Raw genomic sequence first — 984 nt, 5'->3', positions numbered from 1 at the left:
GACGTTCTTCGCATCCTCGATCTCGTCGGCGATCTCGCCGTCGGGCAGGCTCTGGGTGTGGGCGTAGTGGTCGAAGGTGGCGATGTAGGCGGCGCGCTCATCACGGTCGATGCGGCTGCGCAGGCCGGCGACGATATCGTCGGCGTTGCTCGGCCCCCGGCCGCCCTTGGGCAGCTCCAGGCTGCGCACCGGATAGGTGTCCTGGAGCCAGGTCCTTGCTAGATCGCTCATGTCTGATCCTCCTCGTGGTGCGACCGGCACCTGCGGGGGCTGCCCGGGCCTCGCCCGCTCCCAGGGCGTCCGCCTGCAGCCCTGTATGTGCCGGCCAATTGAATGATATTCAACGAATCAATAGAGTGTGGTAGAGGGCGTGCGCTGTCAACCCGGCCGGCGAGGCCATGAGCTGGCCGTCGGCTGTTGCCAAGCGCGCCTGACAAGGGCAGTTTCGGTGGTGTCGCAGAGACGGCGGGGCGCTTGCCCGGCGAGCAGCAGGCGGGTGGCGGTCCGGATCGCGGGTTGAATAGAGGAGGTTTGCACCCATGAGCAGGATGATGATCGGCCTGGCCCTCACGCTCTCCCTGGCGCTGGCTGCCGGGGGTGCGCTGGCGAATGGCCATGATCACCAGCACTACGAAGGCGAGGAGCCGGAGGGTCTCGCAGAGGCGCTGACGTTGCTCGCCGAGCGCCAGGAGCGGCTCGAGGAGCTTTTGGCGGCGGATGCGCTCGCGGATGAGGCGTTCCACGAGATCCACGAGATGAGCTATACGCTGGAGAACGCCGTCGAGCGGATCCAGGGCGACGTGGACCGGATGGCGGAGCACGTCGAGGCGATCCACCTCGGCTCCGAGCGCCTCGACGAGGACGCGATCCGGGAGCACGCGGGGGAGCTGGAGGCGCTCCTGCGCGAGCTCCGGTCCGAGTAGCGTACCGATCCCCCGGGGTGCGCGTGCGGCCCGGGCCGGCCGCAGCGCATCATCGGGGCTA

At 68.6% G+C, this 984-nt stretch carries 2 protein-coding genes; one reads left to right on the top strand and one right to left on the bottom strand.

Going from position 1 to position 984, the window contains the following annotated elements; translation table 11 throughout:
* Positions 1-231, bottom strand: a 231-nt coding sequence (locus tag LRG10_RS13035; protein ID WP_338018488.1) for a DUF6858 family protein, incomplete at its 3' end; no start/stop codon positions are given.
* Between the two features lie 308 nt (positions 232-539).
* Between LRG10_RS13035 and LRG10_RS13030 the strand changes: the two genes are divergently transcribed.
* Complete coding sequence (locus tag LRG10_RS13030) at positions 540-923, top strand: DUF6746 family protein (protein WP_201167895.1); 384 nt, start codon at positions 540-542, stop codon at positions 921-923.
* The last annotated feature ends 61 nt before the right edge of the window (positions 924-984 follow it).

Origin of the sequence: Halorhodospira sp. 9628, from assembly GCF_022228075.1 — a bacterium.
Lineage (GTDB): Bacteria > Pseudomonadota > Gammaproteobacteria > Nitrococcales > Halorhodospiraceae > Halorhodospira > Halorhodospira halophila_A.
The sequence above is the reverse complement of the archived record's forward strand: the minus strand, read 5'-3'. Positions and strand labels throughout refer to the sequence as shown.